Below are 23402 nucleotides of genomic sequence, written 5' to 3' on the forward strand. Positions count from 1 at the left end.
GGAAAGAGTGATCGCCATGTATAACTTGCCTGACGAAAGAGGCCATTTTGGCCAGTTCGGCGGCGTGTTCGTCGCCGAAACGCTGGTTCACGCGCTCGACGAGCTGCGGGAAGCCTACGAGAAGTACCAGAAAGATCCCGGCTTTATCGCCGAATATGAACGCGAGTTGAAGTATTTCGTCGGCCGGCCGTCGCCCATCTATCATGCGCAGCGCTGGAGCGAACTGCTGGGCGGCGCGCAGATCTTCCTCAAACGCGAAGACCTCAACCACACTGGCGCCCACAAGATCAACAACGTGATCGGCCAGGCCCTGCTGGCAAAACGCATGGGCAAGCCGCGGGTGATTGCGGAAACCGGCGCCGGTCAGCACGGTGTGGCCACGGCGACCATCGCAGCGCGTTTCGGAATGGAATGCGTGGTCTACATGGGCGTGGAGGATGTGCGACGCCAGGCCGCCAACGTCTATCGCATGAAGCTGCTGGGTGCGACCGTGGTACCGGTCGAGTCCGGCTCGCGCACGCTCAAGGACGCGCTCAACGAAGCCATGCGCGACTGGGTCACCAACGTCGAAAACACGTTCTACATCATTGGCACGGTGGCAGGTCCCCATCCTTATCCGATGATGGTGCGCGACTTCCAGCGCGTGATCGGCGATGAATGCAAGGTGCAGATGCCGGAACTGGTCGGACGCCAGCCCGATGCGGTGATCGCGTGCGTCGGCGGCGGTTCGAACGCAATGGGTATCTTTTATCCCTATATCGACGACGCCGCCGTGCAACTGATCGGTGTGGAAGCGGCGGGCGACGGCATCGAAACGGGCCGTCACGCGGCTTCGCTAATCGGCGGCAGTCCGGGCGTTCTGCACGGCAATCGCACGTACTTGCTGCAGGACGAAAACGGCCAGATCATTGAGACTCATTCGGTGTCGGCCGGCCTCGACTATCCCGGCGTCGGTCCCGAACACGCATGGCTGAAGGAGAGCAATCGTGCACAATACGTCGGTATCACTGACGTAGAAGCGCTCAAAGCCTTTCACGATTGCTGCCGCATCGAGGGGATCATTCCAGCGCTGGAGTCCAGCCACGCGCTGTCCTATGCCGCGAAGCTGGCGCCCACGCTCTCGAAGGACAAGGTCCTGCTGGTCAATCTGTCGGGCCGAGGCGACAAGGACATGCATACGGTCGCCGAGCGATCGGGCATCCAGTTCTGAGCGCCGCGACGATGCGCGACGAGTTCGACGAGCCGCAGGCGGCCGGTGACGTTCAGAACCCGGCCGCCGACGAAGGAGCGGCGCCTGCCCCGTTGGTGGCGCAGGTGCCGGCCGGCATTCGGTTGTTGAACCGCGATTTTCTGACCGATGTAGCGAATATTCCCGACGCGTCGATCGACCTGATCGTATGTGATCCGCCCTATGGGCTGGGCAAGGACTACGGTAACGACTCGGATATGCGCACAGGCGAGGACTTTCTCGGCTGGACGCGCGGCTGGCTGGAGTTGGCTATTCCGAAACTCAAGCCGTCGGGTTCGCTGTACATTTTCTGCACGTGGCAATATGCGCCGGAAATCTTCAGTTTCCTGAAGACCAGACTCACGATGATCAACGAAATCATCTGGGACCGGCGCGTACCGAGCATGGGCGGCACCGTGCGCCGATTCACCTCGGTGCACGACAACATCGGCTTTTTCGCGGTGTCGAAGGACTATTTCTTCGATCTCGATCCCGTCCGCATCCCGTATGACGCCGTTACGAAGAAGGCGCGTTCGCGCAAGTTGTTCGAAGGCAGCAAGTGGTTGGAGCTTGGCTACAATCCGAAGGATGTCTGGTCGGTTTCGCGGCTGCATCGGCAACATGCCGAACGGGTCGCGCACCCCACCCAGAAACCGCTGGAGATCGTCGAGCGGATGGTGCTGGCTAGTTGTCCGAAGGGCGGCCGCGTGCTCGACCCGTTCATGGGCAGCGGCACGACCGCCGTCGCTTGCGCCCGTCAGCAGCGTGAATTCGTCGGCTATGAGATCAATGAAAGCTACTGTGCGATAGCGCGCGAGCGCGTCAGCGCCGCCGCTTCTGCACCCGGCCCTCGCCGCGTCAAAGCCAAGCCGCAACGGCAGCCCGAAGTGCAATGACCGATGTGCGCGCAGGGCGCAGTAGCCACAATACCGAGAACATTCCATGTCCCGTATCAAGAACACGTTTGCCGCGTTGTCCGCCGAAGGTCGAAAAGGCCTGATTCCGTTCATGACGGCTGGCGACCCTGACCCGTCCCGCACGGTTGAATTCATGCACGCGCTCGCCGCCGGCGGCGCGGATGTGATCGAACTAGGCGTGCCGTTTTCCGATCCGATGGCCGACGGCCCGGTGATCCAGCAGTCGTCCGAACGCGCGCTGGCGCAAGGCGTGTCGTTGCGCCACGTGCTGGCCGACGTCAAGCGCTTTCGCGAAACCAACGACAGCACGCCGGTCGTATTGATGGGCTATGCGAATCCGATCGAACGCATGGGCACCGAAGGCTTCGCGAAGGCGGCCAAGGAGGCTGGCGTCGATGGCGTGCTGGTTGTCGACTACCCGCCGGAAGAATGCGCGAACTTCGCGGAACAGATGCGTGCGGCCGGCATCGATCCGATCTTTCTTCTGGCACCGACGTCCACGGACGAGCGCATCGCAGAAGTGGGCAAGATTGCCAGCGGTTACGTCTACTATGTGTCGCTAAAAGGCGTGACCGGAGCGGCAAATCTGGACGTTTCCAGCATCGCGAGTAAAATCCCGGCCATCAAGTCGCGAGTTCCCCTGCCGGTGGGCGTCGGTTTCGGCATCCGTGACGCGCAAACCGCGCGTTTGGTGGCCGAAGTGTCCGATGCCGTCGTGATCGGCAGCCGTATCGTCCAATTGCTCGAACAGGCAGCACCGGAAACCGCCGCGCAGACGCTTACGCGCTTCGTCGCTGAAGTACGAGAGGCGATCGATAGCGTCGCGACAGCCCGATAACAGTTACTTTTTCTCGCTCGAGTGCGAACGGCGGGCTTGTCCCGCCGTTCGCGCGACCGTGACCCCAGAAGGATTCAATATGAGCTGGCTCGACAAGCTGCTGCCGCCCAAAATCAAACAAACCGACCCGAAGAGCCGCAAGGGAATTCCGGAAGGCCTGTGGATCAAGTGTCCGTCGTGCGAAGCCGTGCTATACCGCAATGACGTCGAGGCCAATCTGCATGTTTGCCCGAAGTGCGACCATCACATGCGTATTGGCGCGCGTGAGCGGCTCGACGGCCTGCTCGATCCGGAAGGCCGCTACGAAATCGGCCAGGAAATCGTTCCGGTCGACGCGCTCAAGTTCAAGGACAGCCGCAAGTATCCGGATCGCCTGAAAGAGGCGATGGACGATACGGATGAAACCGACGCCATGGTCGTGATGGGCGGCGCCATTCACACCTTGCCGGTGGTGGTCGCCTGCTTTGAGTTCTCGTTCATGGGCGGGTCGATGGGTTCGGTGGTGGGCGAGCGCTTTGCGCGCGGCGCACAGAACGCGCTCGAACAGAAGGTGCCGTTTATCTGCTTTACCGCTTCAGGCGGCGCGCGAATGCAGGAAAGCCTGCTGTCGCTGATGCAAATGGCGAAGACCACCGCCATGCTCACCCGGCTCGCCGAAGCGAAGCTGCCGTTCATTTCCGTGCTGACGGATCCCACAATGGGCGGCGTGTCCGCGAGTTTCGCGTTTCTCGGCGACGTGGTGATCGCCGAGCCGAAGGCGCTGATCGGCTTTGCCGGACCGCGTGTGATCGAACAAACCGTTCGCGAAAAGTTGCCCGAAGGCTTCCAGCGCGCCGAGTTCCTGCTGACGAAGGGCGCGGTCGACATGATCGTAGATCGTCGCAAGCTCCGGGAAGAGCTGGCTCAATTGTTGGCGCTGTTGACCCATCAGCCGGCGGACGCGGTCGCGTAAGCGACGGCCATGGAGAGCAATCGACCCGCCATGTCGCAGTTTGCCGAGCCGGGGGTGGGGTCGAAACGCAGTAACAAACAGCAAACAAACAGCGCGCCGCGTGAGTCATCGAGCGGCGCGCTCTCATTTCCGGGATAATCACAGTCTCGCTACGCGGCGGCGCCAGCCGCGCTGCCGCCCGCGGCTTTCTGCGCATAAACTGCCCGCCGCGCTATGCTTCGCCAGCCGCAGCCGCAGCCGCAGCCGCAGCCGCAGCCGCAGCCGCCAAGCCCGCGCATCTTCGTCACACTCGCCAAAACCGATCCACTCGCGATTCACCCCCATGACCACATTCCCCACCCTCGACGCGTGGCTCACGCACCTCGAATCCGCGCATCCGGTAGGCATCGACATGGGTTTGGGCCGTATCTCCCAAGTGCACCACGCGATGCAACTGTCGTTCGCCTGTCCGATCATCACGGTCGGCGGCACGAACGGCAAGGGCTCGACGTGCGCGATCCTCGAATCCATCCTGCTGCGGGCCGGGTTTGCGGTGGGCTGCCACACCTCGCCGCATCTGCTTGCGTTCAACGAACGCGCGCGCGTGAACGGCGAAATGGCGAACGAGGCGGATCTGCTGCCGCACTTCGAAGCCGTGGAAGCCGCGCGCCTAAGCCTCGCGCAGCCAGTCACGCTGACGTACTTCGAATTCACGACGCTGGCGATCATGAGCCTGTTCGCCTCGCGCCGGCTCGATGCGGTGATTTTCGAAGTTGGCCTGGGCGGTCGCCTCGACGCGGTGAATGTTCTGGATACGGACTGCGCAATCATCACCAGCATCGATCTCGATCACACGGAGTATCTCGGCGACACGCGCGAGAAGATCGCCCTCGAAAAAGCCGGTATCTTCCGTCCGGGCAAGCCGGCCATCTGCGCGGACCCCGTGCCGCCGCAATCGCTGATCGACCATGCTGAGAAGATCGGTGCCGAACTATGGCTGTTCGGCCGCGATTTTCGCTACGAAGGCCAGGCGGGCAGCGAGCGTCAGCAATGGAGCTACGTCGGTCCGACCATGCGGCGTTCCGCGCTCGCTTATCCCGCGCTGCGCGGCGCGAACCAGCTGATCAATACGTCGGCCGCGCTCGCGTGTCTCGAAGCATTGCGCGATCGCTTGCCGGTATCGGCGCAGGACATCCGGCTCGGTCTCGCCAACGTCGAACTGCCGGGACGTTTCCAGGTGTTGCCGGGCAAGCCGGCCGTCGTGCTGGACGTCGGTCATAATCCGCATGCGGCCGCGGTGCTGGCGCAAAACCTCGGCAACATGGGTTTTTTTCCGTACACCTACGCGGTGTTCGGCGCGATGCGCGACAAGGACATTGCCGGCGTATTGGCTCATCTGAAAGGCGAAATCGACCATTGGTGCGTGACCGATTTGCCGACCCCACGCGCGGCCTCGGCGAAAGAACTCGAAGCGGCGTTGCGCGAGCAGGGCGTGGGAGCGAGCGCCGACGGCAGTGTGACTTGCTACGCGACACCGGCAGAGGCTTTCCAAGACGCGCTAAAACGTGCGTCAGAGAATGATAGAATCGTGGTTTTCGGCAGTTTCTATACGGTAGCAGGCGTCATGGCCTACCGGAAATCGCAGCAACACTGAACGGGCGCCAGCCTCGAACCAAGCGATTCATGGGAATTTTCTCGTTCGGCAAGAAAGACGACGCGCCTACCCGGCGCAGCGCAAACACCAGTTCCAATCGGGCCGCCCGCAGTGAGCGCGTGGAGCGGCGCACCCGCCGCACCGAGCGCACGGTCGAGGCCGATGCGATGCTGCTCGATCCCACGCTGCCGGAAAAGCAGCGCGCGCGGCGCCGGTTGGTCGGCGCGATTGCGCTGGTCGTGGCTGCGGTGATCGTTCTGCCAATGGTGCTGGATTCGCATCCCAAGCCGGTCACCGACGACATTTCGATCGACATTCCGAATCGGCCCGCGCCGAAGATCTCCCACAAGAGCACCGAAGACACCCAGGCGGGCGTAGCGCCCGACAATCCGACGCCCGACGCGGGCCTTGCCGCGTCAGGCCTTGCGGCGACGCCGCAAACGCAGCCAGCTCAGTCCGGCGCGGCAAAGCAAAGCGCTAACGCCGATAATGCGCCGGCACCGGCACCGGCAGCCAAGCCTGCGGCGAAGCCGCCAGCGCCCGCTATCGCCGCCAATACCGCACCGGCTGCGCCCGTCGCGCCCGCCAAAGCGGCCCGCACGCCAGCCACGCATAGCGCAGAAAGCGCGCCGGCCCCGAGCGACGACGAAATAAACAGCGCCGCCGCTCGCGCAGACGCGAATTCCGGCACACCCGCATCGCCGCCTGGCAACCGTTTCGCTGTGCAGCTCGGCGCATTCGCGAACGACGCCAACGCGCGCAGTTGGGCCACCAAGTTGAAAGCCGCCGGTGTGCCCGCATATACCGAACATCGCAAGCAGGCAGACGGCTCGACGCTGACACTGTTGCGCGCGGGTCCATTCGCGGACCGCGCAGCCGCAAGCGCCGCGATCGCGAAGGTTCGCGAGGCCGGCTTGACGTCGGGCGCGAACAACGGCGCTGCGCACTAAGCGAGCGATGTTCACGGCCTTCGACTACGCTGTAATGGCGGTGATCGGTTTATCGGCGCTGCGGGGCACATGGCGCGGTTTTCTGTCCGAGATATTCGGGCTGATCGGCTGGATCGCGGCATTTTTCATAGCCTGCGAATTCGTCGGCTACGTGGTGCCGTATATGCCGTCTCATTGGCCGGGCGGCGCGTTGACTCAGTGGCTGCTGGCGTTCGCGCTGCTCGTGATCGGCGTGGTGCTGGTGGCGAGCGTGGTAAGCGCGCTGATGAGCCGCCTCGTGCAGGCAACCGGCCTGGGCGGCGTGGACCGCTCGCTTGGTTTGATGTTCGGCCTCGTGCGCGGGGTCATTCTGGTGTTGATTCTGGTCGCCCTCGCAGGCTTGACCGAATTGCCCCAGCAGGAATTCTGGCGCAACGCTCTGCTGAGGCCCTATGCGGTCGAGGGCGTGCACTTGATGAAACCGCTGCTTCCCGAGCCGCTCGCTGTCTACGTCCGCGTATGACGACACAGCGAGTAGCAGGACGCCGCTGGACTCCGGCGCAAACCGGCTGCCTTGCCGTAACGGCGCGTACCGTCGCGTAGCATCGCGAACGACCCGAAGGAAGCTTCTTGGGGACGCCACGCAGGCAGCGGCCGCCACGACGAATTTCGTACCTTTGAAGGACATGCCATGTGCGGCATCGTAGGCGTAGTTTCCCATTCTCCGGTCAACCAGCTGATCTATGACAGCCTGCTGCTTTTGCAGCACCGCGGTCAGGACGCCGCCGGCATCGCGACAGCGAACGGCAGCAACTTCCACATGCACAAGGCCAACGGCATGGTGCGCGACGTGTTCCGCACGCGCAACATGCGCAGCCTGCCCGGCACGTCCGGTATCGGCCAGGTGCGGTACCCGACCGCGGGTTCGGCATCGAGCGAAGAAGAGGCGCAGCCGTTCTACGTCAATGCGCCGTTCGGCATCATCCTCGCGCACAACGGCAACCTGACCAATTGGCGGCAGCTGAAAGACGAGATGTTCCGCATCGATCGGCGCCACATCAATACCAGTTCCGACACCGAAGTCATGCTCAACGTGCTCGCGCACGAATTGCAGCTGGCCAGCTCCGGCCTGCAGCTCGATCCGGCCGCGTTGTTCAATGCGGTCTCGGGCGTGCATCGCCGGGTGCGCGGGTCGTACGCGATCGTGTCGCTGATCGCCGGTTACGGATTGCTGGGCTTTCGCGACCCGTTCGGGATTCGTCCGCTGTGCCTCGGCAAACAGGAAACGGCTGAAGGCGTCGAGTGGATGCTGGCGTCGGAATCGGTGGCGATCGAAGGCATTGGCTTCGAGTTCGTGCGCGACGTGGCGCCGGGCGAGGCGATATTCATCGACATCGACGGCCAACTGCATTCGCAGCAGTGCGCGTTGAGCCCGAGCCTGAACCCCTGCATTTTCGAACTCGTCTATCTCGCGCGTCCGGACTCGGTGCTCGACGGCGTGCCGGTGTACAACGTGCGTCTGCGCATGGGCGACTACCTCGCCGAGAAGATCCGGCGCGAACTGCCCGATGTCGCGATCGACGTCGTGATGCCGATTCCCGATTCGTCCCGTCCGGCCGCGATGCAGGTCGCGAAGAAGCTGGGCGTCGAGTATCGCGAAGGCTTCTTCAAGAACCGTTACGTGGGGCGCACGTTCATCATGCCGGGCCAGGCGGTGCGCAAGAAGTCGGTGCGTCAAAAGCTGAACGCGATGGGCATCGAGTTCAAGGGCAAGAACGTGCTGATCGTCGACGACTCGATCGTGCGCGGCACCACCTCGCACGAAATCGTGCAGATGGCGCGCGATGCGGGCGCGAACAAGGTGATCTTCGCGTCGGCGGCGCCGCCGGTGAAATTCCCGAACGTCTATGGCATCGACATGCCGACGCGCGGCGAACTCGTCGCCCACGGGCGCACGGATGAAGAAGTCGCGCGCATGATCGGCGCCGACCATCTCGTGTATCAGGACGTCGCAGCGCTCAAGCAGGCTGTGCGCGACATCAACCCGGCGCTCAAGGAGTTCGAGGCGTCGTGCTTCGACGGCAACTACGTGACCGGCGATGTCACGACCGAGTACCTTGATCGCATCGAAACGGCGCGTCTCGCACCTTCGTCGCAATCGGACCGCGATGCCGCGAGCGAAGCGATCGACGGTGGTGGTCCGGCGCGTTCGCAATTGCATCTGCAACTGTCGGTAGGTTGAGCGCTCGGCGCTGCCGCCTCAGCGCGTGGCACGCCGCGCGATGAGCGTGTTAGCATGGCGGCTTGCGTCGATTTGATCTCAGCTTGCGGACGCGGGGCAACCCGAAACAGCTAAAGCGAAGGGTGGAAAAAGCCGCACTCATCCGCCTGCCGCTCCAGCTTTTCCCGCACATGAAGCCCGCTTATGCCGACGCAAAGCGGGCTTTTTTGTTGCTGCTGTCCGGCGTTGCGCATCGTCGCAGACGAGCCGCGCCGAATGCAGCCATCGAACATTGGAAACCACAACCACCATGGACGACTCCCTGAACTTCGATACGCTCGCAGTCCGCTCGGGCACCGTGCGCAGCAACTTCAACGAGCACTCGGAAGCGATCTTCCTGACCTCGAGCTTTGTGTTCAAGAGTGCCGCGGACGCCGCCGAGCGTTTCAAGAACTCCGAGGACAACTACACCTACTCGCGCTTCACGAACCCGACGGTGTCGATGTTCCAGGATCGACTCGCCGCGCTGGAGGGCGGCGAAGCGTGCATGGCGACGGCGTCGGGGATGGCCGCGATCATGTCCGTGGTGATGTCCACGCTGCAGGCGGGCGACCATCTGGTGAGCTCGCAGGCGCTGTTCGGGTCGACGCTCGGCATGTTCTCGCAGATCTTCAGCAAGTTCGGCATCACGACCACTTTCGTCGATCCGACCGACGTGCAAGCGTGGAAAAACGCCGTGCGTCCCGAGACGAAGATGTTCTTCCTCGAAACGCCGTCGAACCCGCTGACCGAAGTCGCCGACATCGAAGCGATCAGCAAGGTCGCGAAGGCGGCGAACGCGCTGTTCGTAGTCGATAACTGCTTTTGCAGCCCCGCGCTGCAACAGCCGCTGAAGCTCGGCGCGGACGTCGTGATGCATTCGGCCACCAAGTTTCTCGACGGCCAGGGGCGGGTGCTAGGCGGCGCGCTGGTCGGCTCGAAGAAATTCATCATGGAGAAGGTGTTCCCGTTCGTGCGCAGCGCGGGGCCGACGCTTTCTGCGTTCAACGCCTGGGTGCTGCTCAAGGGCATGGAAACGCTGTCGCTGCGGGTCGAGAAGCAGTCGGCGAATGCGCTGGAAATTGCACGGTGGCTGGAAGCACATCCGGCGGTGAACCGCGTGTTCTATCCTGGGCTCGAGTCGCATCCGCAGCATGCGCTCGCCATGCGGCAGCAGAAGTCGGGCGGCGCGATCGTGTCGTTCGAACTGAAGGGCGACACGCCCGAGCAAATGCGCGAGAACGCCTGGCGCGTGATCGACCACACGAAGCTGTGCTCGATTACCGGCAACCTCGGCGATACCCGCACCACGATCACGCACCCGGCGACCACCACGCATGCTCGCGTGACGCCGGAAGCGCGGGCGGCAGCGGGCATCAGCGAAGGTTTGATCCGGCTTGCCGTGGGTCTGGAAAACGCCGGCGATATTCGCGGCGATCTGCAGTGCGGGCTGGCCGGTTGATTCCTGGTCGATGATGCAAGGCGCGCCGGCGTGAGCGGCGCTGCCGGCCGCGAAAAGCGGGCCGCGGCTTCCTGCGGCTCGCGCGCTCAAGCGTAGTCGTGGGTCAGTATCGCAGCGCGCGCCACTGACCGGGCGCCCGTCCGAAGCGCCGGGTGAACGCGTGGGTGTACGCACTCTGATCGCCGAAGCCGATTTCAAGCGCGATATGGGTCAATGAGAGTCGCGGGTCGGCGAGCAACGTGATCGACGTATCGAGCCGCAGCTGCTGCAAATAGCGGTGCGGCGTTTCGCCGAACGCATCGATGAAAAGCTGGTGGAAGCGCCGCACGCCGAAACCGCAATGCGCGGCCAGGTCGGCGATGCGCAACGGCTCCGACAAATGCGCGCGCAGCCAGCGGTCGATGCGCGCGAAGTCGAGACCGGCCCCGCCGGCTAGCGCGCTGCCCGTCGTACCGGTGTCGGCGACGAGTGCTGCGCCCAGCCGCGCAGCGGCGTCCCAGTGGAAGCGCCGGCTGTCCAGATCGTGGCCGGGAGCATCAGCCGTGGCATTCTCCGCGATTCGCTGCACGAGCTGCCTGAGCGACGCATCCACCATCACGGCGCGCGCGCGGTCGAACAGCCGTTGCGGTACGGCCAGCGACGCGGCCGGCAAATCCAGCACCAACTGGCGGTTCTCGCCCAGCCCGGCGTACTCGTGCCGTGCACCCGCGGGAATCAGCCACGCGGAGCCGGCGTCGATCTCCTGGGCGACACCGTCGACCGCCATCACCATCGCGCCGTCGAGCCCGAGCACGACCTGGTGGAAGTCGTGCACGTCCGAGGCTTCCAAAGCGCCGTAGCGGCGCAAGGAAACGCTAGGTGCGGTGACGCAAGCGTGGCTCACGGCTGTAATCCGTCGACGATGCGCGATAGCAAAGACAGTGAATCGCTCAAACGTCGAGCAATTCGACTTCGAACACCAGCGTTGCATTCGGCGGAATCACGCCACCCGCGCCGCGCACGCCGTAGCCCAGTTGCGGCGGAATGGTCAGCTTGCGCGTGCCGCCCACCTTCATGCCTTGCACGCCTTCGTCCCAGCCCTTGATGACCATGCCGCCGCCCAGCACGAACGCGAACGGGTCGTTGCGGTCCTTGCTCGAGTCGAACTTCTGGCCATCGGTCAGCCAGCCGGTGTAGTGCACGCTGACGGTCTTGCCTGCCACAGCTTCGGCGCCGGTGCCTTCGACGATGTCCTCGTACTTCAGGCCGGACTCGGTTGTCATAGTCGACATAAATTATTCCTCGATGAAATCGTAAAAACCGACATTGTAGGCGTGTTGGCGCCGCATCGCCGGACCATACCGCGTGGCACGCCGCTTGCGCCCACATAGACGGTCTGCCCAGGCTGGCCGCGCCGGACAGCTTGCCTATAATGGGGCTTTTTCAATCATCCAGCACTGCCTGTGAGGGGTCGATCGTGGCAACGTCTTCAAGCGGGACTGGTCGTGCACAGCCGGTTGCATCCGGCTTCGCCGTCTCCGAGCGCACCGCACGCCTGCGCGCCGAAACCGCGCTGTTCATGCGCGATCATGTGCTGTCGCTGGTGTCGCACGACCTGCGCGGTCCGCTCAACGCCATTCATAGCTGGGCCTATGTGCTCGAGCGCAAGCTCGATGCAAACGACCCGAACGTGCAGCGTGCGGTCACCGGCATTCGCAGCGGCGTCGATCAGCAGGTGAAGCTGCTCGAAACGATCGTCGATGCGACGCGCGCCGAAACCCGATCGCTGGCGCTTGCGTATGCGCCGTTTCCGCTGCATCCGCTCCTCGATGAAACCATCGAGGAAGTGCGCTCGGGTCTCGCCCGCGTGCGCGGCGTCGAGATCGAGGTGGAGTCGCAACTCGCCACCGAGCAACTGAACGGCGACCGCGAGCGCCTCGCCGCCGCGCTATGGGTGATGCTCGCGTTCGCGGTCGAAGCGAGCGCCGAAGGCGCGGCGGTCACAGTCGCGGTGCGCGCCGACACGGGCACGTGGGACGCCATCGTCACATACCGGCCGAACGAAACGGCACTGAACGACCCGGCCTTGCCTCATGTGCTGGAGGCATTTGCCCGCAAGCAAGCCGGCGAGCCGCGCGAAGCGAAGCGCATTGGGTGGGTCTTTGCATTGTGCAAGCGCGTCGCGGAAGCGCACGGCGGCAGCTTCGAACAAAGCGACGCCACCAGCGACGCCGCCGCCACGCTCGCGCTGCGTGTGCCGTTGAGCGCGACGGCGCCCAAGTGAGCCTTCATCTTTAGCCGGGCGACTTGTGCTCGATTGATGTTTCATCGAGCTTTCAGCTTCTATACTGACAGCTTTTGTCGCCGGAGCTCCTTGCTTTGATCCAGGTCGTCGCCCTTATCGGTGCGTTGCTTCTCGTTGCCCTCAATGGTTTTTTCGTTGCCGCCGAATTCGGTCTGGTCAAGCTGCGGCGGACCCGCCTGCAGAGCCTTACCGCCCGGCACGGCTTGCGCGGACGGCTGCTCGCCAGGGTGCACGGCCGGCTCGACGCCTATCTGTCCGCCTGTCAACTCGGCATTACGCTCGCGTCGCTCGGGCTTGGCTGGATCGGCGAGCCGGCGTTCGCACAACTGCTCTCGCCGCTGCTCAGGCTGATCGGCGTGCAATCGCAGGCGCTGATCCACGCCATTTCGCTGTTCTTCGCGTTCTCGTGCATTTCTTTTCTGCATATCGTGGTGGGCGAACTCGCGCCGAAATCGCTGGCCATCCGCGAGGCGGAAAAAGTCTCGCTGTGGGCCGCCGTGCCGCTGTACGCTTTCTATTGGGCGATGTATCCCGCGATCTGGATGCTCAATTCGAGCGCCAACGCGGTGCTGAAATTCGCCGGGCTCGACGCGGATCACGGTCACGACTCGCATTACTCGACCGACGAACTCAAGCTGATCCTGCGCGGCCGCCGCACCAACCTCGCGACCGAACTGGGCTCGCCCGACGGCGCCTACAGCCAGGACGAGTGGAACACGATCGCGCACTCGCTCGACTTCTCGCGCATGAGCGTGTCGGACCTGATGCGCCCGGCGTATGAAATGATCGGTTTGCGGCGCGATCTGCCATTGCGCGAGAACATGCAGACGGTCGCGCGGCACCGCTTCAGCCGCTATCCGCTGTTTCAGGACGCGTCAGGCGAACGGGTAGCCGGCATGATCCATTTGAAGGACCTGCTGCTGGCGCGTCACGCGGGCAGCACGCTCGACGACCTGTCGCACTACGCGCGCCCCGTGCAATACGTGAAGCCGGACATGCCGGCGCTGGAACTGTTTCGCCGCTTTCGCAAGGGCGCGCCGCATTTCGCGCTCGTGGGCCACAAGAATTCGAAGCCGATCGGCTTTCTCACGCTCGACAATCTGCTAGGCGCACTGGTCGGCCAGATCCACGACGAGTTCCGTCAGGGCGACGCCGACTGGACGCGCATGGACGACGGCACACTGATGGGCAAGGGCAGCTTGCCGGTGGTGTCGCTGGAGCGCGCGTTGGGTATCGACATAGACGAGGGCAAAGCCGAATCGGTGGGCGGCCTCGTCATCCAGGCGCTGAACGATCTGCCCAGCGAAGGACAGCGCGTGGAATTCGACCGCTTCGACGTGGTGGTGAAAAAGATGAAAGGGCCGCGCATCGTGCTCGTGCGCGTGTACCCGAAGCTATTCGACGACGAAGGCGGCTAGCCGCAGGCCAACCGGCTGCGGCTAGCAAAAAAAACTCAACTGCGCGGCACGCCATCCTCGACCAGCACCGCGATCGGCATCGCCGTCAACGCGTCGCGCAAATACAGCAGGCCGTTTTCATCGACCTTCGGCGCCGCTGGACTCAGCCAGTCGAACAATGCCCGCGCGGACAGATCCGACGGCATGTCCACCGCCGTGTCCGCCCACTTCTCCGGATTGACGAGCGGCAGGTCGCCGTCTGCATCGAGCAGGCCGGCCGCGAGCCGAGTCGCCACCACGACGGCCCATGCATTGCCATGGCGGCGCGCAAACGCAATGACATTCGACGCGTGTTCACCCCGCACGGTGAGTGGCAAATACGTGCTCTGACTCAGCAGCTCCGGCAAATGTGCGCGCAGCGCCAGCACACGCTGGATCACCGCGAGTTTCACGCGTCCGTCGCGCCAGTCCGGCATACATTCGGACGGCGGCGTTTGCGCAAGGCATGCTGCCCGTTTGGCGAAATCGACAGGCCGGCGATTGTCCGGATCGACCAGGCTGAAGTCCCACAACTCGGTGCCTTGGTAAAGATCAGGAATGCCCGGCGATGCCAGCCGCAACACCGTCTGCTGCAAACTGTTCAGCGCGCCGGCGCGGCCGATCCGCGCGACGAACGCGGACAGTTCCTTGAGAAAGCCGTCGCGCCGCTGTGGCGAGAGGATGTCAAACAGGAACTCGCGGCAACCGGCTTCATAGGCTTCGTCCGGGGCGAGCCAGCTGGTTCGCAGCTTGGCTTCGCGCAGCGCCTTCAATTGCCATTGCGCGACGCGCTCGGCCAGTTCCTTGACGCCTGCTTCGTCGTCGGGCTGCAAGTGGGGCGGCCAGCAGCCCACCAGCGTTTGATACAGCATCGCTTCGGCGGCGGGGCCGGGCGCCCATGCATCGCTCCTGTCCTGGCTGACGCTGCTGATCGGCTTGCCGTCGAGCGCGCGGCGGTGCGGCGCGTTCAGCGTGGACCACTCGCGCAACGTCGCGCCCCATTCCTCGGCGATCTCGCTGAGCACCGCGAGCCGTGCGCGCACGTCCTCACCGCGTTTGTGATCGTGCGTGGCAGTGGCGAGCAGTGTGTGCGGGAAGCGTTGCGAGCGCTCCAGATTGCCCGCGTGAAAGCGCTCGACCGATAACGCCAGTTCGCCAGGGTCCGCGCCGACTTCGCTGCGCGACAGCAGGCGGCCATACCGATAGCAGGCGGTATCCTCGACCGCCTTGGCGGCGACGGGCGCGGTGAGTTGCGAGAAAAGCGTCTGTGCGGTGCGTCGCGCGGAGCCTGCATGAGTGGGGGGCATGCCGTTCAGTGTCTGCAACTGTTGCGGCGCGCTGGGCCGCGCCGCGGGCGCGTCGTCGGCGCTGCCGCCGAGCCAGGCATTCACGCGATCGAGCGCTGCGTGGTCCGCGCGCGACAGCGCCGCTGTCGCGCCGGCCAGCGCCTGCTCGAAATAGAGGTTGTCGACGGCGCTGCGCATACCGTTTTGCGGATAGATCCGATACACCGGGAAATGCACGACGAGCTCGGCGAGTACGCGGCGCAGCGTCGTGTAAGTGAAGTCGCGCGTGGTGAGCGAATCGCGCGCGATACGATGCAACGCGCGCGCCGCGCGGTCCAGTTCCGCCGAGAGGTTCTCCGCGAGAACCTTGCGGCGCGCGGCCAGTGCTTCGTCGGCGAACGACGCGCTGCGGCCGGTCAGTTCCGTCCACGTTCGCGCGAGCGGCTCGGCGCCGGCCGGATCGTGCAGCAGCGCGCCCACGTCGTTCATGAAATCGTAGCCCGTGGTGCCGTCGACGGGCCAGTCGTCGCGCAGCGGTTCGCCGCGCGCGAGAATCTTTTCGACCACCACGTAGGGCGTCGTATCGCGCAGTTCCGTGAGCCGCTGCCGCAAACGCTGGCAGTATTCGCGTGGCTCGGCGAGGCCGTCGACATGGTCGATGCGCAACCCGTCCACCACGCCTTCCTGATACAGACGAAAAATCAGTGCATGCACCGCCTCGAAGACTTCCGGTCGTTCCACACGCACGCCGGCCAGCGTCGAGATGTCGAAGAAGCGTCGCCAGTTCACTTCATCCGACGCGGTGCGCCACCACGCGAGCCGAAAGTGCTGTCGCTCGAGCAGCCGATGCAACCGGTCGCGCGTGACCGGATCGTCGGGCGCATAAGCGTGCAACACGAATTCGAGCGCCGCATCGCCGTTTCGCGCGACGAATTCGCGCAACGCGTCGCGCACTTCGGCGGCGCGCGGCTGATCGGCGGGCTGCGTGGTCAGTCCGTGAAAGCGCTCCGCGAGCGCACCGAGATCGACGCGCTCGGCGCTTTGCAAGATCGCTGCGTAATCGATCGGGCACACCGGAAACACGTGTGGACCGTAGCCAATGTAAAAACGGCCGCTGTCGGCCGCGAAATGCAGCGCGATGCGGCCCGCCGCGAGTTCTTCGCCGTAGGGCGCGCCGAGCGTCGGCAGCAGCACCTTGCCGCGCAGCGCAGGATCGGGCGAATGCCAGTCGACATCGAAATGCCGCGCATACGCGCTATGCCGGCCCCATTCGAGAATGTCGAGCCACCACGTGTTGCTCGAACCACCGACGCCCATATGGTTCGGCACCACGTCGACGATCAGACCCATGCCGTGCGCGCGCAATGTGTCGACCAGGCGCTTGAGGGCCGCCTCGCCGCCGCATTCGGCGCTGACCTGCGTGTAGTCGACGGTGTCGTAGCCGTGCATCGAGCCCGGCTCGGCGGTCGTGACGGGCGACGCGTACACGTGGCTGATGCCGAGCGCGGCGAAATAGTCGACGTGCCTGGCGGCGTCGTCGAAGGTGAAGCCTCGATGAAACTGGAGGCGCAGCGTGGAGCGCGGGACGGTCATGGCGTATCAGGCTCCGAAGAAGCGGTGGGAGGAGCGGCAGGTGGAACGGGAGCGCTCGCCGCGCGGCGCGCGCGATCGACCGCCAGCAAACGATCGTTGAAGTCCTCGTCGTCGAATAATTCGTCGATCGACAAGCTCAGGCGGCGGCGCCAGTTCGGATGCTCGTCGATCGAGCCGGGCAGATTCGGCTGCTCGTCGAGCGCCAGCAGATCTTCGAGCGGCAACGTGACGAGCGGCCCGGGCGTGGCCGCCACAAAGGCGAGCGCTTCGTCGACGGGCGCACTGTCGGGCGGCGGCGCGGACACATCCGGCGCGGCCACGCCGGCTTGCTGGAATGCGCGCCACAACGCGGCGCGATCGCTCGTGCGCTCCTCGTGTGCGGCTTCCTCGGGGTCCTGGCCGTCGGGCCGTGCGCTCGTCTGGCCGATCCGGTTGCGCCACGCAATGTCGCTGCCGCGCCACCAGCCGGCGACGGTCGGCAGATCGTGCGTGGTGGTCGTGCCGACCGCATTGCGGTCCCACTCCTGCGGCGGCTTGAAATCGTTGCCGTCGACCGCGCGTTCGAACCACAGCACGCGAATGCCGGCGATGCCGTGCTCATCGAGCCGCTCGCGAAAACCGGGCGGCACGGTGCCGAGATCCTCGCCGATCACGATCGCGCGATGTCGCCACGATTCGAGCGCGATCAGCCGCAGCAGGTCTTCGAGCGGATAGCGCAGGTACGCGCCGTTGCGCGCGCTTTCGCCTTCGGGCACGAGCCAGAGCCGGCGCAAGCCGAGAATGTGGTCGATGCGGATGCCACCGGCGTGCGCGAAGGCGGCGCGCAGCATATCGATGAATGCGGAGAACCCCTGCGTGCGCATGGCGCGCGGCGAGAAGGTGGTGAGGCCCCATGTCTGGCCGGCCTGATTGAACAGATCCGGCGGCGCGCCGACCGACACGCGTTGCAGCATGTCGTCGCGATACGACCACGCATGACTGCCGGCGCTGTCGCAGCCCACCGCGAGGTCGGCGATCAGGCCGACGGCCATGCCGGCGTCGCGCGCCGCGTGCTGCGCGTGCGACAGACCCTTCGCGGCGAGCCATTGCAGAAACAGATGGAAGGTGACCTCGTGACGATGGGCGTCGGCGAAGGCCTCCACTTCCGGGCTGCGCGGATCGCGCAACGCCTCGGGCCAGTCGCGCCAATGTCCGTTGCCGCCTTGCGCGAGTTGCGCGGCTTGCAGCGCTTCGAAGCGCGCGTGGTCTTCGAGCGCGCGGCCGGCGCGCTCGCAGAAACCGTGGAATTCGAGTGCGCGCGGCGTGTCCTGGCCGCGTTCCTGTGCGCTGAACTGCTCGTAGAGTGTGCGCAGGACCTTCAGCTTCAGCTTGACCGCATTCGGCCAGTCGATCAGCGGCAAGGCTTCCAATGCCGACCATGCGTCGCCGGCCTGGGCGGCTTCGAGCGCAGCGCGTGCCGCATCGGCCCCGAACACCGCGGCGGGATCGATATGCGTGACGTTCAGCCACAGACGTGAGGACGGCGAGTACGGGCTGAAGCGACTCGGCTCGGCGCTGAACATCGCGTGCGTCGGACTGACGGCGAGCGCATGCGCGCCGCGCCGCGCGCTTTCGACGGCGGCGTGCGCGAGCGCCGAGTAGCTGCCGATGCCGCCGTCACCGCTGCGCCGCAAGCCATAGAGCTGCGCGGCGATGCCCCACAGCGGCGGCCGCGCCGGCGCCGCGTCGTCGGGATTGAGCGCGCGCCAGGCATCGTCGACGGTGTAGCAGCGCGAAGGCGCGACGGCCAGCGTCACGCGCTGATCGTTGATGACGAGCGTGTGGTAGCCGGCCTCGTCGATCGGTGCGAGCAAGGCCTCTTCGCCCTTGGGCGCAGTGAAGCGGCCATCGATGATCGAGCCGCTTTCGAGTTCCATCCGGTAGTGGCTGCCGGACTTGACCGCCGCTACCGGCAGCGCGATGCCGCGCCCGAGCTCGGCGGTCATCAGCGGCGGCATTCTGCGGCCCGACAGTTCGGCCCCCAGCGCAGCGGCGCTCTGGCGGATTTGCGTGGCATTGCCGCATGGCAGGCCCATCTTTTCGAGCAGTATCGCGAGGGTGCGCTCCGGCACGCGCTGGGTCGTGTGGTGTGCGTCCTGCCATTCCACTTCGAAGCCGGCGCGGCTCGCGAGCGTGGCGATCGTCTCGCCTGATCGTCGGGTAGTCACGCGCGGCGCTCCTGTTGGCCCGCGATGCGAGCGTCGTGTCTGATCGCGAAGTCGCTGACGTCGCCGGTCAACCACGCGACGAACGTGTTCGGCGGCAGCGTGCCGACATCGATCTGCTCGCGCACGCGCGGCGGCGTTTCGAAAATCACCTTGCCGGCGGGGACGTCGTCGAACGCGACGCTTTGCTTCGACAGATTCAGCGCGATGGACAGCGTCTCGCCGTCGCAAAGTTGCCAGCGCGCGACGAGCGCGTTGGCATCGCCGCCGCCGGCCGCGCCTAGCACGGTCGCGCCCAGCGCCTTGCTGTGCTGCAGACGCGGCGTGATGAGCTTGGCGCGCACGGTGAGCGCCGACTTGTAGAAGTGCATCCAGTCGAGCCGGTCTTTCGCGTCCGCGTCGTTTTGCGCGGACGCCTGATCCGGTGCCGGCGGCGATGAAGCGGCGAACGTCTTCTCGTCGTTCGGATCGGGAATCTGCGCGCGCCGCGTCTCATCGCTGAACGACGAAAAGCGGGCGAATTCGCGGCGCCGTCCTTCGCGCACCGCGTCAGCGAGTTCGCCGGTGTAGTCGGTGAAGAACAGGAAGGGCTGCGTTGAGCCGTATTCCTCCTCCATGAACAGCAGCGGGATTTGCGGCGACAGCAGCAGCAGGCCCGTGGCCGCGCGCAACGCGTCGTCCGACGTCAGCTTGCGAAGCCGCTCGCCGAATGCGCGGTTGCCGATCTGATCGTGGTTCTGCAGAAACATCACGAACGATGTGGGCGGCAGATGCCCGCTCGGTTCGCCGCGCGGTTTGCCGTCGTGAATCGGCGACGGGTCGCCCTGATAAGCGAAGCCCTCCGCCAGCACGCGCGCGAGACGGCGGATCGGCTGGTCCTCGTACGCGTGGTAGTAGCCTTCCGTTTCGCCGGTCAGCAGCACGTGCAGCGTGTTGTGCGCGTCGTCGTTCCATTGCGCGTCGTAGTGCGTTTCCAGCAGGCTCGCCGAGTTGTGCTCGTTTTCCAGCACCAGATGCACGTGCCGGCCATGCTGCACCTTCGCGCGGATGTGGTCGGAGAGCTCGCGCAGCCACGCATGATCGTCGATCGCGTGCACCGCATCGAAACGCAGCCCGTCGATGCGATATTCGTTGATCCAGTAGACGGCGTTGTCGGTAAAGAAGTCGCTCACCTCGCTGCGGCCGAAATCGATGGCCGGTCCCCACGGCGTATGCGTGCCTTCACGGAAAAACGGGCGGGCATACGCGTGCAGATAATTGCCGTCCGGCCCGAAGTGGTTGTAGACCACATCGAGAAACACCATCAGGCCAAGACCGTGCGCGGCGTCGATCAGCGCCTTCAGTTCGTCGGGGCGGCCGTAGGCGGAGTCGGGCGCATAGGGCAGCACGCCGTCATAACCCCAGTTGCGCTTGCCGGGGAAATCGTTCAGGGGCATCAGTTCGATTGCGGTGACGCCGAGCGCGGCGAGCGCCGGCAAGCGCTGCTGCACGCCCGCGTAGCCGCCCAGCGCGCCCACGTGCAGTTCGTACAGCACCGTCTCTTCCCATGGCCGGCCATGCCAGCTGGTGTGTTCCCAACGGTACGCGCGCGGGTCGATGACTTCGCTCGGCCCATGCACGTCCTGCGGCTGAAAGCGCGACGCCGGATCGGGCACCAGCTGTCCGTCGTCGAGCCGGAAGCGGTACAGCATGCCCGCGCCGCCCTCCACGGTTGCTTCGAACCAGCCGTTGCCGGTCGGCGTCATGTCGTGCATGCCTTGCGCCGGTCCGCTTTCGATCGCGACTTGCACTGTTTTGCACGAAGGCGCCCAGAAACGGAATCGCGTGCGCGGTTGCGTGCCTGCGGCGCCGAGCAGTTGCGCGCTGAACGGCAGGCAGTGCGCGTGATGATGCGCGTGAGGGTCGATCGGAGTTTCAGACATGATTCTTCACCATTCCAGGGTACTGTCGAGCCGCGTTGTGCTTGTGCGCCTTGCGTTGTGCGCTTCGCTACGAAGCGCTTGTCGAGCAAGCGCACCTGAACACGCGGCCGCCATGCATGTGTGTTCGTACTGCGATCCCGCTGCGATCCGGCCGCCGCCGCGCCGTTGCCTCCCCGCAACTTCGCGGTTACGGCGCTCGTGTCTACGCGCTCGGCGGCGTGTCGCTGCTCCCCTCATGCCCGCCCGGATCCGGCGGCAGCGCCGTCAAAAGGCGCAGCCCATGCTGAGCGCCGGCTTTCCAGCCCGCCTGCCAGTCCGCTTCGCCCACCGGCTGTGCGGCCAGCATCACGAGCCCGTGCGCGGCCACCTCGATCTCGGCCGCCGCCAGCCGATGCGGCCCGCGCTCCGGTTCGGCAGTATCTAGCAGCACGTGCCATTCCAGGTGCGGGGCGGGCGGTGTGAAGCGCCGTGCTTCCTCGTGTGCGTTGAGCATCATCAACAATACTTCCGTTTCGCCGTTCAAGCCCGGCCCCGCGCGACGCAGCGTGAACGCGCGGCCTTCAGGGTCTTCCCACGCCTCGATGGTGAGCGGGTCGCCGTGTTCGTCGAACCAGCCGACATCGAACAGTCCCGGCAGCACTTCACGGTCGCCGAACAGAAAACGCGTTTCCCGCAGCAGCGGATGATGCTTGCGCAAAGCGATCACGCGCGCGACGAAGTCGGTCAGCTGCCGGCCGTCCGGCGAGCTTGCACGCTCCCAGTCGAGCCATGAGATTTCATTGTCCTGGCAGTACGCATTGTTGTTGCCGTGCTGGGTGCGCAGCGTTTCGTCGCCGGCCAGCACCATCGGCGTGCCGAGGGCAATCAGCAGCGTCGCGATCAGCGAGCGCGCCACCCGTTTGCGCGTGTCGAGAATCGCGGGATCGTCGGTCGGACCTTCCACGCCCCAGTTGCGGCTGCAGTTCTCGTTATGGCCGTCGTTATTGTCCTCGCGATTCGCTTCGTTGTGCTTCTGTTCGTAAGCGGTGACATCGGCCAACGTAAAGCCGTCGTGCGACGTAATGAAGTTGATCGACGCCCACGGCTTCCTGAAGCGCCGGTTGAACAGATCGGCCGAGCCGGTCAGGCGCGCGGCGAGGTCGGGCCGCAAGCCCGCGTCGCCGCGCCAGAAACGGCGCACCGTGTCGCGGAAACGGTCGTTCCATTCGGCGAAGCCCGGCGGATGGTTGCCTAACTGATAGCCGCCGGGGCCGATGTCCCACGGCTCGGAGATCACCTTGCGTTGCGAAAGAATTGGGTCCTGGCGCAGGGCGTCGAAAAAGCCCGAGCCCGGATCGAAACCATGCTGCTCGCGACCGAGCGTCACGCCCAGATCGAAGCGAAAGCCGTCGATGTTGAACGCGCTCGACCAGTAGCGCAGCGAATCCATCACCATCTGCAGCACGCGCGGGTGCGGCACGTTCAGCGTATTGCCGCAACCTGTGTCGTTGATATGGTGACGCTCGTCGCCCGGCACGAGGCGGTAGTAGCTCGCGTTATCGAGACCGCGCCAAGAGACGGTCGGGCCCATTTCGTTGCCTTCGCAGGTGTGGTTGTAGACCACGTCGAGAAACACCTCGATGCCTGCCGCGTGCAACTGGCGCACTGCGATGCGCATTTCGTCGAGCCGGTGCGTGCTCAGATACGACGGCTCCGGCGCGAAGAACGCAGCGCTGTTATAGCCCCAGTAGTTGCGCAGGCCGCGCTCCACCAGGAAGCGGTCGTTGAGAAACGCATGCACCGGCAGCAATTCGACCGCGGTCACGCCAAGCTTCAGCAAATGCTCGATGAACTCCGGCGATGCCAGCGCGGCAAACGTGCCGCGTTCATGCTGGCGCAAGTCGGGGCGCAGCATGGAGACGCCGCGCACATGCGTTTCGAAGATGATGGTCTCGCCCCACGGCACGTCCGGGCGCTTGTCGTGCGACCAGTCGAACGCTTCGTCGATCACCACGCATTTCGGCATGGCCGGCGCCGAGTCGCGCCGGTCGATGGAGAGGTCGGCGCGATTCGAATGCACGCGATATCCGAACAGCGCATCGGACCAGCGGAACTGCCCGACGAGTTTGCGCGCATACGGGTCGAGCAGCAGCTTGTGCGGATTGAAGCGGTGTCCCTGATGCGGCTGATACGGCCCATGCGCGCGAAAGCCGTAAGCGGTGCCCGGATGTGCGTTCGGCAAATAGCCGTGCCAGACCTCGTCGGTGCATTCGGGCAAGGGGAAGCGGCGAATCTCCTTGCGCCCGGTGGGGTCGAACAGGCAAAGCTCGATTTTTTGCGCATTCGCCGAAAACACCGCAAAGTTGACGCCCAGGCCATCCCAGCTGGCGCCGAGCGGATACGGCGAACCGGGCAAAAGCCGGTCGGGCATTGCATGCGACATGATTCCCCTTCCAGTTCTGATTTATTCAATGCCAGC

General features: G+C 64.9%; 17 protein-coding genes. 11 read left to right on the top strand and 6 right to left on the bottom strand.

All coding sequences use genetic code 11. The annotated features are described in order from the left end of the window. Positions 1 to 16 precede the first annotated feature (16 nt). The 9 genes from trpB to ABQJ48_RS14115 all read left to right on the top strand — a co-directional run bounded on the left by trpB (position 17) and on the right by ABQJ48_RS14115 (position 10219). The gene (gene trpB, locus ABQJ48_RS14075) at positions 17 to 1210 is read left to right on the top strand and encodes a tryptophan synthase subunit beta (protein WP_367838615.1); all 1194 of its coding nucleotides are present in this window, start codon (positions 17 to 19) and stop codon (positions 1208 to 1210) included. An 11-nt stretch (positions 1211 to 1221) separates the two neighbouring features. After that, positions 1222 to 2124, top strand: coding sequence for a DNA-methyltransferase (locus ABQJ48_RS14080; RefSeq protein WP_367838616.1), 903 nt, complete (start codon positions 1222 to 1224; stop codon positions 2122 to 2124). 46 nt (positions 2125 to 2170) lie between these two features. Further along, positions 2171 to 2983 carry a tryptophan synthase subunit alpha gene (trpA, locus tag ABQJ48_RS14085; protein ID WP_367838617.1) on the top strand — a complete coding sequence of 271 codons (813 nt, stop codon included), beginning with the start codon at positions 2171 to 2173 and terminating at the stop codon, positions 2981 to 2983. A 79-nt stretch (positions 2984 to 3062) separates the two neighbouring features. Beyond that, a complete protein-coding gene (accD, locus tag ABQJ48_RS14090; RefSeq protein ID WP_367838618.1) occupies positions 3063 to 3935 on the top strand; it encodes an acetyl-CoA carboxylase, carboxyltransferase subunit beta in 873 nt (290 codons plus the stop codon). 322 nt (positions 3936 to 4257) lie between these two features. Beyond that, entirely contained in the window at positions 4258 to 5568 is a 1311-nt protein-coding gene (folC, locus tag ABQJ48_RS14095; protein WP_367838619.1) for a bifunctional tetrahydrofolate synthase/dihydrofolate synthase, read from the top strand. Between the two features lie 29 nt (positions 5569 to 5597). Further along, the gene (locus ABQJ48_RS14100) at positions 5598 to 6518 is read left to right on the top strand and encodes an SPOR domain-containing protein (RefSeq protein ID WP_367838620.1); all 921 of its coding nucleotides are present in this window, start codon (positions 5598 to 5600) and stop codon (positions 6516 to 6518) included. A 7-nt stretch (positions 6519 to 6525) separates the two neighbouring features. Then, positions 6526 to 7020 carry a CvpA family protein gene (locus tag ABQJ48_RS14105; protein WP_367838621.1) on the top strand — a complete coding sequence of 165 codons (495 nt, stop codon included), beginning with the start codon at positions 6526 to 6528 and terminating at the stop codon, positions 7018 to 7020. A gap of 168 nt (positions 7021 to 7188) precedes the next feature. Next, entirely contained in the window at positions 7189 to 8739 is a 1551-nt protein-coding gene (gene purF, locus ABQJ48_RS14110) for an amidophosphoribosyltransferase (RefSeq protein ID WP_367838622.1), read from the top strand. Between the two features lie 289 nt (positions 8740 to 9028). Beyond that, positions 9029 to 10219: an O-succinylhomoserine sulfhydrylase gene (locus tag ABQJ48_RS14115; protein WP_367838623.1), complete on the top strand. Its 1191-nt coding sequence runs from the start codon at positions 9029 to 9031 to the stop codon at positions 10217 to 10219. A 103-nt stretch (positions 10220 to 10322) separates the two neighbouring features. On the opposite strand, the gene ABQJ48_RS14120 is transcribed toward ABQJ48_RS14115, so the two are convergent. Both ABQJ48_RS14120 and ABQJ48_RS14125 read right to left on the bottom strand, forming a co-directional pair. Then, positions 10323 to 11102, bottom strand: a complete 780-nt coding sequence (locus ABQJ48_RS14120) for an AraC family transcriptional regulator (RefSeq protein ID WP_367838624.1) — start codon at positions 11100 to 11102, stop codon at positions 10323 to 10325. Positions 11103 to 11148: 46 nt separating this feature from the next. Beyond that, positions 11149 to 11490: an FKBP-type peptidyl-prolyl cis-trans isomerase gene (locus tag ABQJ48_RS14125; RefSeq protein WP_367838625.1), complete on the bottom strand. Its 342-nt coding sequence runs from the start codon at positions 11488 to 11490 to the stop codon at positions 11149 to 11151. 185 nt (positions 11491 to 11675) lie between these two features. Here ABQJ48_RS14125 and ABQJ48_RS14130 point away from each other — a divergent pair, with 185 nt between their 5' ends. Both ABQJ48_RS14130 and ABQJ48_RS14135 read left to right on the top strand, forming a co-directional pair. Next, a complete protein-coding gene (locus ABQJ48_RS14130; RefSeq protein WP_367838626.1) occupies positions 11676 to 12482 on the top strand; it encodes a sensor histidine kinase in 807 nt (268 codons plus the stop codon). 95 nt (positions 12483 to 12577) lie between these two features. Further along, on the top strand, positions 12578 to 13921 hold the full coding sequence (locus ABQJ48_RS14135) for a hemolysin family protein (protein WP_367838627.1): 1344 nt from the start codon (positions 12578 to 12580) through the stop codon (positions 13919 to 13921). Between the two features lie 35 nt (positions 13922 to 13956). Here ABQJ48_RS14135 and treY read toward each other — a convergent pair whose 3' ends face one another. The 4 genes from treY to glgX all read right to left on the bottom strand — a co-directional run bounded on the left by treY (position 13957) and on the right by glgX (position 23366). Then, the gene (gene treY, locus ABQJ48_RS14140; protein WP_367838628.1) at positions 13957 to 16818 is read right to left on the bottom strand and encodes a malto-oligosyltrehalose synthase; all 2862 of its coding nucleotides are present in this window, start codon (positions 16816 to 16818) and stop codon (positions 13957 to 13959) included. Further along, positions 16815 to 19025, bottom strand: a complete 2211-nt coding sequence (gene malQ / locus ABQJ48_RS14145; protein ID WP_367838629.1) for a 4-alpha-glucanotransferase — start codon at positions 19023 to 19025, stop codon at positions 16815 to 16817. Before malQ ends, treY begins: the two co-directional genes overlap by 4 nt. Then, positions 19022 to 20944 (bottom strand): malto-oligosyltrehalose trehalohydrolase, encoded by a 1923-nt coding sequence (treZ, locus tag ABQJ48_RS14150; RefSeq protein WP_367838630.1) that lies wholly within the window; start codon positions 20942 to 20944, stop codon positions 19022 to 19024. The genes malQ and treZ overlap by 4 nt, the downstream gene beginning before the upstream one ends. Positions 20945 to 21146: 202 nt before the next feature. After that, a complete protein-coding gene (gene glgX, locus ABQJ48_RS14155; RefSeq protein WP_367838631.1) occupies positions 21147 to 23366 on the bottom strand; it encodes a glycogen debranching protein GlgX in 2220 nt (739 codons plus the stop codon). Positions 23367 to 23402 lie beyond the last annotated feature (36 nt).

Source organism: Paraburkholderia suaedae (assembly GCF_040812055.1).
GTDB lineage: Bacteria > Pseudomonadota > Gammaproteobacteria > Burkholderiales > Burkholderiaceae > Paraburkholderia.